Annotated in this window: 11 protein-coding genes; 1 reads left to right on the forward strand and 10 read right to left on the reverse strand. The window is 72.2% G+C overall.

Annotation, left to right across the window (positions count from 1 at the left end):
- Window positions 1–139: 139 nt before the first annotated feature.
- Entirely contained in the window at window positions 140–559 is a 420-nt protein-coding gene (locus tag ACWCRA_RS34720) for a plasmid mobilization protein (protein WP_451069423.1), read from the forward strand.
- Between the two features lie 533 nt (window positions 560–1,092).
- On the opposite strand, the gene ACWCRA_RS34725 is transcribed toward ACWCRA_RS34720, so the two are convergent.
- The 10 genes from ACWCRA_RS34725 to ACWCRA_RS34770 all read right to left on the reverse strand — a co-directional run bounded on the left by ACWCRA_RS34725 (window position 1,093) and on the right by ACWCRA_RS34770 (window position 8,125).
- Window positions 1,093–1,344, reverse strand: coding sequence for a hypothetical protein (locus ACWCRA_RS34725; RefSeq protein WP_451069424.1), 252 nt, complete (start codon window positions 1,342–1,344; stop codon window positions 1,093–1,095).
- Between the two features lie 69 nt (window positions 1,345–1,413).
- Window positions 1,414–3,339: a hypothetical protein gene (locus tag ACWCRA_RS34730; protein ID WP_451069425.1), complete on the reverse strand. Its 1,926-nt coding sequence runs from the start codon at window positions 3,337–3,339 to the stop codon at window positions 1,414–1,416.
- 990 nt (window positions 3,340–4,329) lie between these two features.
- Window positions 4,330–4,506 carry a DUF6225 family protein gene (locus tag ACWCRA_RS34735; protein ID WP_451069426.1) on the reverse strand — a complete coding sequence of 59 codons (177 nt, stop codon included), beginning with the start codon at window positions 4,504–4,506 and terminating at the stop codon, window positions 4,330–4,332.
- Entirely contained in the window at window positions 4,503–4,778 is a 276-nt protein-coding gene (locus ACWCRA_RS34740; protein ID WP_451069427.1) for a hypothetical protein, read from the reverse strand. The genes ACWCRA_RS34735 and ACWCRA_RS34740 overlap by 4 nt, the downstream gene beginning before the upstream one ends.
- A 13-nt stretch (window positions 4,779–4,791) precedes the next feature.
- Window positions 4,792–4,923, reverse strand: a complete 132-nt coding sequence (locus ACWCRA_RS34745; protein ID WP_451069428.1) for a hypothetical protein — start codon at window positions 4,921–4,923, stop codon at window positions 4,792–4,794.
- Window positions 4,924–5,045: 122 nt separating this feature from the next.
- Complete coding sequence (locus ACWCRA_RS34750) at window positions 5,046–5,198, reverse strand: hypothetical protein (protein ID WP_451069429.1); 153 nt, start codon at window positions 5,196–5,198, stop codon at window positions 5,046–5,048.
- Between the two features lie 9 nt (window positions 5,199–5,207).
- Window positions 5,208–6,863: a DUF2637 domain-containing protein gene (locus ACWCRA_RS34755; RefSeq protein ID WP_451069430.1), complete on the reverse strand. Its 1,656-nt coding sequence runs from the start codon at window positions 6,861–6,863 to the stop codon at window positions 5,208–5,210.
- A gap of 531 nt (window positions 6,864–7,394) precedes the next feature.
- Entirely contained in the window at window positions 7,395–7,547 is a 153-nt protein-coding gene (locus tag ACWCRA_RS34760) for a hypothetical protein (protein ID WP_451069431.1), read from the reverse strand.
- A gap of 78 nt (window positions 7,548–7,625) precedes the next feature.
- Window positions 7,626–7,853, reverse strand: a complete 228-nt coding sequence (locus ACWCRA_RS34765) for a hypothetical protein (RefSeq protein WP_451069432.1) — start codon at window positions 7,851–7,853, stop codon at window positions 7,626–7,628.
- A 32-nt stretch (window positions 7,854–7,885) separates the two neighbouring features.
- Window positions 7,886–8,125, reverse strand: a complete 240-nt coding sequence (locus ACWCRA_RS34770; protein WP_451069433.1) for a hypothetical protein — start codon at window positions 8,123–8,125, stop codon at window positions 7,886–7,888.
- Window positions 8,126–8,322 lie beyond the last annotated feature (197 nt).

The following is an 8,322-nucleotide window of genomic DNA, read 5'->3' on the forward strand; positions in this document are numbered from 1 at the left end:
GACGGCGTGGTCCTGCACACGTCCACGGGCCGTAGATGCCGGCAGCGAGATAGTGCCTACGGTTACCGTAGGCGGCCCGACGACCGGTGGGCGGTCGCCGACGGTCCGGGGACGGACCGGTGGGTTGGAGGGGGCCACCGTGCGTGATCCGAGGGTGTTTCCGGCGCAGCGTCGACGGGAGCGGCGGGACGACGAGCCGCGGACCCATCGCGTCAATCTCCGCCTCGGTGACGACGAGCTGGCCGCCGTTCAGGCCGGGGCCACGCTCGCCGGTCTGACGCCCGCCAGCTACGCGGCCCGTACCGTCGTGGCGGTCGCCATGGGCAGGCTGACGCCGATCCCTCTGACGACCCGCGAGGAGCTGTGCGAGCTGGTCGACGCGCGCACCGCGCTCACCCGGATCGGCAACAACCTGAACCAGATCGCCCGGACGCTGAACGCCGGCGGCGACGTCCCCGACGAGCAGCTCGCCGCCGTCATCGAGCACGTCCGCCAGGCCGTGCGGCGCGTCGACGAGGCCACCCTGGTGAACATGCGGCGCCGCCGACCGCGGCACTGATCGGGATTCACCGCGACCAGTCCGCTGGAGTCAGCGCCGACGGAAGCGCCGGCGGAACGGGAGGACAACGCCCGGCTCCTGGTCGTCGTTCTCGTCGGGAGCAGCAGGGCGCGGCGGGGGTGCGGGGAGCGGCTGAACGGGGTCGGGGCGGGCGTGCCGTCCCCGGCGGCGGGGGCAGAGGACCACAGGACCGCACTGCCCGCAGTGGCACGGACCCGGCGCAGCATCGCCCTTTGGCCGGCGCCGACGACCACGGCCCGCACCCTCCAGTCCCCACACCATGACCGGTGAGCAAGCTGTAGCACGCGAGTTTCGCGCGCGGGCCGGGGGCGGCCCAGGAGGAGGTCTCCGTGGTGGGTACCCGGGGTACCCACCACCGACCGGGCCGAGTGAGCTGGGCGCAAGCCGTTTAGCTGGGCTTTCACGGGTAATCTACCTAGATAATCCGCGTTTTCCCCTTTCAGGGGCCCGGGTTTCGTCACTTTGGTCAGGTGTGACGCTTCGCTGTGCGGCACGTCTTATGGGACGGCGCGTCAGCTCTCGGGGGAGGGGTCGGGGATGTCAACGCGGATGCCACCACGGGGGCCGACCTTCCAGACGAGGCCCCAGGACTCGACGAGGGCCCGGAGGGCGCCGGGGCCGCCGTCGTCCATCGCGTCGAGGATCTCCTGCTGGCGGCCGACGAGCCGGGCGGGGACGGGGTGGTCGGGGTCGCCGACGACTTCCTGGTACCAGGCGGCCTTGGTGATGTTGACGCTCTTTCCGGGCAAGTTCCTCTTGGGCAAGGAGGTCTCCTTGGTCAGTGTCTGGTGGGGGCCAGCGGGGCTCCACAGCGGCTGACCGACCGGGGCCGGTCAGCACATGGTGTGGCGCCCCACGGGGACGAGGGCGGTGGCCAGTTCACCACCGCAGAGGGTGCACGCGGGTGCACCGGGGGGAGCCTGCCGGGCGGCGGCCATGGCGTCGAGGTCGTCGCCAGCGGAGAGCCGTACGGGGCGCGGCTCGGCGTGCTCGAAGGTCGAGGCGGCGGCCGGGTCGTGGCGGAGTGCGGCGCGGCGGCGAGCGAACTCACGGGCGGCGGTCGCGCGCTCGGCGTTGGCGGCGGTCAGCTCGTCGTCGGTGGCGGTGGTCTGGGCGGCGCGGGCCTCGGTCTGGCGCTGGGTGGCGGCCCGGCGCTGTTCCTGGTCATGCGCCCACTGGGCAGGCGTGCGGGTGAGCACGGCGTCGTCGACGGCCTTGCGGCGGTCGCGGCGGACTGTGCGGGCGGTCTGCCCCCGGCGGAGCTGGGGGATGGAGGGCAGGACGGGGCCGGACATCTGCTCGGGCGGGCCGTAGTCGGTGCCGCGGACCAGGCCGAGCTTGTCGAGGACGCCGATGGCGGCGGGGAGTCCGCCGACTTCGGCCTGGTAGAGGATTTCGGCGCGGGCCCAGTGGACGGGGACGATGAGCCGCCACCAGGCGTCGCGGGTGATGAGGAGTGAGGGCTGCTCAGGGGTTTCTGCGGTCTCCTCGTCGGGGATCTGGTCGTCCTCCCGCTCGTCCATCTCGACGAGATGGGCGAGCCGTTCGCGCAGGCCCTGGCTCCAGGTGAGGCACTGGAGGCCGCGGGTGGCGAACTCGTACTCGTGCCAGAGGTCGATGGCCTCCTGGTTCCCGGCCGCCGCGATGGCGGCCAGCTCCAGGGCGGTGATGCCCTTCTCTCCGCGGGCGACCTTGAGGTCGTAGCGGGTCATCTCCATGGCGAGGGCGCCGCCTTCTTGGAGCTTGACGACGTACCGGCCGAGCGCATCGGCCTTTTCGCTGGTGGCGGCGGTGACGTCGACGCCCTTGCGGATCCGCTTGCCGTCCTTCTCCCGGATCTCACCGCGGGCCGGGACGGGCAGGCCGACAGCGTCGCACCGCTTCGCCCAGCGGGTGAACAGCTCCTCCTCGATGGCCTCACCGCGCTCCTCGGTGGCGGGGTCCTCGGTCCAGATCAGGACGTGGGCGTGACTGTGCCACCCGTTGTTGCCGTAGGTGATCTCGATGGTGCGGGTGGTGCCGACGATGCCCCAGCGGTCGCGGAAACCGTCCTGCCAGACGGTGGCGGGGCCGGCGGGACGGCCGTCGGGGCCGTACTCCTGGCGGCGGACGTACCGGTCGTCGGCCTCCCACCCGGGGCCCCAGAGCGCGGGGGCGCCTTCTCGGATGACGTGGCGGCCGGTCCACCAAGTGCCGCCCTGCACACCGCGCCACGCCTCGACGACGCTGGCGAGCTGGCCCGGGTTGACGGGGCAGGCGCAGGTGCACGGGGGCCGGGACATGCCGGGCGCCGGGGCCAGGACGGGGCACTTGCAGCGACAGGTGCAGGACCGCTGACCTGCACACTTGTGGCCTTCCTTGACCCTGCTAGCGAGCTGGACGTTCTTCCAGTGGGGGACGGTGAGGGTGGCCATGTAGAGGCCGTGGCCCGCCTTAAGCCAGGCCAGGGCCGCCTTCTCCAGCTCGACGGAGCGGGCCGCGCGGATGCGGGCCTGGCAGATCGGGCAGGACCAGACGCTGTGGCACGACTGGAGTCCGGCGAACCGGGCAGCGTTCTTGCCGACGTGGACGCCGACCTCCGTACCGGTGAGCCGGGTGCCGCAGCCCCGCAGGCCACTCAGACGAGTGAACCGCTGGATCGACTCACGTAGACGGCGCCGCTGGTGGCGCAGCTTCAGCCGCTTCAGCGAACCATCGTCGGCGGCTTCCTGGTCCGTCGTCAGGGGGGTCTGACCGGCGGTGGAAACGAGGTTTACCACTTCCCGAGCCGCACCCCGGAGATCGGCCGGGGAGGAGTCGTCCGTGGCCTCTGAGCGGGGGCTGAGGGCGTCGGCCGGGGTCGCGGCGAACGTGCCGGTGAGCGGGTCGCAGGAGGCCGGGGCGGAGTTCGCGGAGCGGCGGGCTGAGCGGGAGTGCTGGCGGGCCCGGCGACGGGCCCGGCCAGCCTCGCGGGCAGCGGCCTGCCGCTGCTCCATCTCGGCCCAGGCGGCGGCGCGGACGGCGGGATCGCCCAGCAGGCTGCGGTGGTCCGCGCGCTCGTCGCGGGCCCCTGCGGTCGGCTGGGAAACACCTGTACCCGGCTCACTGGCCGGGTTTTTCCTGCTTTGTTGAGTTGTGGATGGTGTTGCGGGCAGGCCGCTGATGGGTACGCTTGTCACAGCGTTGGGTCCTTGAGGTCGCCTAGGAACGAGTTGAGGACTCACGTGGGGCGATTCCGGAACTCCTACATCCCGGGTCGCCCCGCTTTATTTTGTTGTGCTGGCGATCATGCCTTACAGCATGATCAGAATCCAGCGTATACGCCAAGTTCCCCGAAGCTGTCACCGAACTGATGCCGGGACAGCGATGGTCCGGGGCTTGGTTCTCCACAAGGTCGAGGACATCGTCCCGGCCGGTGACATCGAGGACGTAGCCGCAGGCGCAGGCGAAGACCGCGCGCGGCGTTCCCTCAGCTCGAATCCAGAGGCCCGGTGAGGCGGGCGTCGGCCGAAGGTCGGCGGAAGGGCGGAGTGCGGGCACAGCAGTTCTCCTAGGCACCCCCGCGCCTGTGATCATCGTAGTGCTGGTATCCGACACCGCGGTTCGGCGTCGCAGGGGCCGTTTCCTGTTGGGGCCGTTATCGGTCTGCTGGCACGTCACACTGGGATGTACGTACGTGGCCCGGATCTGTTACGCCGGGTCCGGACGCGGCAGAGGCCGGGACGCTTCCTTCGTCCCGGCCTCTGCCGTTGTGCGTACGACCGGCGCGGTCACACCGTGCAGGCGGCCAGCTCGTCGTAGCCGACGCTGGTGGCGACGAAGCCGTCGTCCGCGACGTCGTTGGGGTAGTCAGCGTCCGGGACAGCGACCCGCAGCGGGGTGTCATCCGGGTAGTCCGCGAGTGCGCGGCGCAGGGCTCCCACGGTGAAGGGCACTCGGTCGGTCATCGCCGTGCCTCCCACGCACCGATGCGGACTCCGTCGAGGACGGCCCAGGCCGTGTGGAAGTCCATCGGGCCCTGGCCGGACAGACCCGTGGTCCCGCGGACGCTGATGGAGTAGAGGTCGTTCTCCTGGTCGGTGACGGTGATGCGCAGGCCGGTGTCGAGGGCGATGATCCCGGCGTGCCATTCGAGCTGGGTGGCTTGGGGCCAGTTCTCGTCGTAGAGGGGGCTGTGGCTGCCGTCAGCATTGCGGGTGACGGTCATGGGGTTGGTCATCGGGGTTCCCTTGTCAGTTGCGGCGGAACAGGTCGGTGATGTCGCCCCGGAGGACGCCGTGGACGAGCTGCGCGACCTCGGCAGCGCCGGCGGCCGTGGCCGGGGCGTGGATGGTATGGACGGTGGTCCGGGTGGAGTTCACCATCAGGTTCCACCCGCTGTCGGGTGTAGAGGGCGACGGCCAGTCCGCCAGCCATCCCCCAGGTCGGGCCGCCGGAGACCGGGGCGACTCCGGTCCCCATGCGGACCTCGGTGTGGTCATGGCGGTCATCCTTCCGGGTTGGTGGTGAGGCGGGCGGCGATCCGCATGTTCTCGGTGACGAACCGGTGGTGCTGGTCCGGTGTGCACTCCTGCCGGTCACAGGTCACGGCCTCGCGGATCACGTCGGCGGCGAGCTGTACGGGCTCTCGGTCGGGCATGGCGGTCTCCTACTCGTCGGTGAGGTCGGGGTCGTAGCCGGTGCGGTGGTCGTAGCCGCGGACGATGAGGCCCTTGGCCTCCTTCGCGTACTCGGAAGCGGTGCCCTCGCTGGAGATGCCGATGGCGGCGGCGACGTCGGCGTTGGTGACGGTGGACGTCGTCCGGATGAGGTCGATGATCTGGTCCGGGGTCAGTCCGGCCCGGTCGGGGGTGATCGAGTCGAGGAACAGCCGGGCCGCGACGCGGACGCGGCGCTGGCGCTGGCCGAGCCCGGAGATGTCCTCGGCCTCCTTCGCCCGCCGGAGGATCTGCGCGGTCTCGTCGCGGGCTTCGGCCGCCCGGCGGTCGGCTTCGGCGGCGAGCCGGTCGGCTTCGGCGGCCTTCGCCTTCGCTTCGGCCACCTTCGCGTTCTCCACCTCGGTGTTCGCCTTCGCTTCGGCGGCGGCCTGGTTGTCCTCTGCCGTCTTCCGCCGTGCGGCGGCCTCCTTCGCGGACTCCTCGGCGACCTTCGCGGTCGCGGCCTTCTCCTTCGCCCTCGCTTCGGCGACCTTCGCGGACTCCTCGGCGGCGTCCTCCTGGGCGGCCCGGCGGGCTGTCTCCTCGGCGGCGCGCTGGGCGGCGGTGGCGGCGGTGGTGGCTTGGATCTCCGCCGTGGCGACTGTGGCCTCGGCACGGTGCGCGGCGGCGCGGGACTGGCCGTCGACGGTGGCCCGCAGCTCGGCCAGCTCGCCCTGCTGGCGGGTCTGCTCGGCTTCCTTCTCCAGGGCGTCCATGCGGGCCTGGTGAGCGTCCTCGCGCTCCTGGCGCTCCCGCTCGCGCTGTTCGGCGTCCTCGCGCTGCCGGCGCTCGCGCTCCCGCTGCTGGTCGGCCCGTTCCTCGTCGCGCTGCCGCTGCTGCTGCTCATCGACGCGCCGCTGCATGGCGCGCTGGCGAGCCTCCTCCTGGGCCTCTTCCTGAGCCAGCATCTCGGCGGGGAGTTCGCGGGCCCGCTCGACGCTGACGCCGTACGGGGCCAAGAGGGCGGGCATCCGGTCCAGGACGGCGGCGCGGGCGGCCGGGGTGCCGGTGGCGTACCGGGCGCGTTCCTTCTGCCAGACGCGGTAGACCGCCAGGTCCCGGACGAAGACCCGCGCGTCGGCGTAGGTGGCCGGGTAGGTCTTGGCGTGCTGGAAGATGCGCCAGGTCACGCGGAAGTTGAGGGCCCACTCGGCGAGGGTGAGTGCCTGGTCGACACCGAGGCCGGCCTCCAGTCGCGCGGTACGGGCGATGGCCCACCGGGCGACCTCGGTCAGGATGACGTAGGCGATCGGCATCATGGCGTGCCCCAGGAGGCGGCCGAAGTCCTGTCCGAACGCCTCGGAGAGGGTGGGCGTTCCGGGCATGCTGTCGACGGCCGCGGAGACGTTGAGCGCGATGGTGACGCCGGTGAGAGCGTGGGCGGTCATCCGGATCCAGGGGCGGGCCATCTGCCGCCAAGCGAGGACGAGGTCGGCGGTGTAGAGAGCGACGATCAGGCCGTCGACGCCGATCGGGAAGGCGTAGGACTGCCAGCCGGTGTAGCCCCAGTCGATGGCGGCGTCGCGCAGTGCGCCGTACGAGAGCGCGAACCCGGTGACGGCGGCGCCGAGTCCGGACAGGACCGCGACGACGGCGAGCGGGATCATCAGGCGCCTCGTCGCGGCGGAGGTCCGCGAAGCCGGAGCTGGAGTCGGCGAAGGCGGGGGCGGAGTCGGCGAAGCGGGGGTGCGGGGCTCCACCACCATGGTGGTCACAGGGTCCTCCTGAGTGGGTCGGGGGGCGGTCGGTGAGTGCCCCGAGTCGGAGTCGATCCGACAGCATCGCGCTCCCCCGCGTCGAGCGCGGGGTCCGGGGCGGGGTGTTCAGCCCTCCTAGTGCGGTGCCGGAGGGTGAGGCCGGGGGGCCTCGGCCGGCGGGGTCGGCGTCCGGCCGTCCCGCTCATGCGGCTGGGGCCTGAGCGGCAGCGGGGCGGTCATCCTCCGCACCCCCCGCACGACCCGCCGGCGGGGATCGGGGTGGTCACCCACGCACCGCAGCGGGCGCACTGCCACAGATGCCTGAGCACCGCGACCGCGGCTGGGAGGGCGCTCACCGGACGAGCGCCTTCTGCGTCCAGGCGCCGCACCGGCCGCACACCCACTGGGGGCCCTGCTGGCCCATCGGCCGACCACAGCAGCTCATGACCGGCCCGCCTTCTTGTCCTTCAGCGGGGTGCCGGGGGTCGGCTTCAGGGGCTCGGGGAACGAGCCGCCGCGGCTGGCCTGGTAGACGGTCTCGTGGCGGGGGTCCGGGCGGGTGCCCGGGGCGATCGGCATGGAACGGAGTGCCATGATGGAGCCTCCATTTCGGTGGAAGCGGGGCACCCGGCTGCTTGGCGGTAGAACGGGTGCCCCGCACTGGTGGGCAGGTCAGGCGATGGGCAGGTCCGGGCGCAGCGCCCGCAGATCGGCCGCCTGGACCATGCCGATCACGCCCTTGATCGCGACGAACCGTGCGCCGCAGGGACGCAGGGGGCCGGCGGAGCCGTACCCGGTGGCGATGCGGGTGTGATGGCTGTCCTCAGGAAACGCGCTCGCCCCGCAGTGGCTGCACCGGGTGGTCGAGTGGTCGACCAACAGGATCGCGGTGGTGGTCATATGGGTCCTCATCTCTCTCGGTGGCGGCTGCGCTACTTCGGTACGAGGTGGAGCCGGAGGAGCCGGACGACGCCCTCAGGGGCGCCCATCCGCTCGGCGCACAGGCGCCGGATCACCTCCGCCGCCTGCCCCGCGGTCACCCCGGGGGCAGCGGGCCGGTACTCGCCCCAGTGCTCCTGGGCGATGGTCTGCGTGGTCACGACGGCGGACCAGTCGTAGACCCGCGCGGCATCGAGGAGGCGGCTCGGCGGGATGTCGGCCGCGGACTGCACAGGGGTCCTCCCAAGGCGGTAGGCGGGTAGGTAGGCGATGGGGTAGGCGCGTAGGTAGGCGCGGGCTGACCTGCGATTTCCTACCTCCTACCGACCCCCCGGGGAGGGGGCCTGGAGGGGGTCGGGGGAGCGGGCCTGAGCGGGGTCCTGACCGGTGCTCACCACGCCCCCGGACAGGGCCGGTACGGGGTGCTCAG

It is taken from the genome of Streptomyces sp. NPDC001889 (assembly GCF_053594535.1).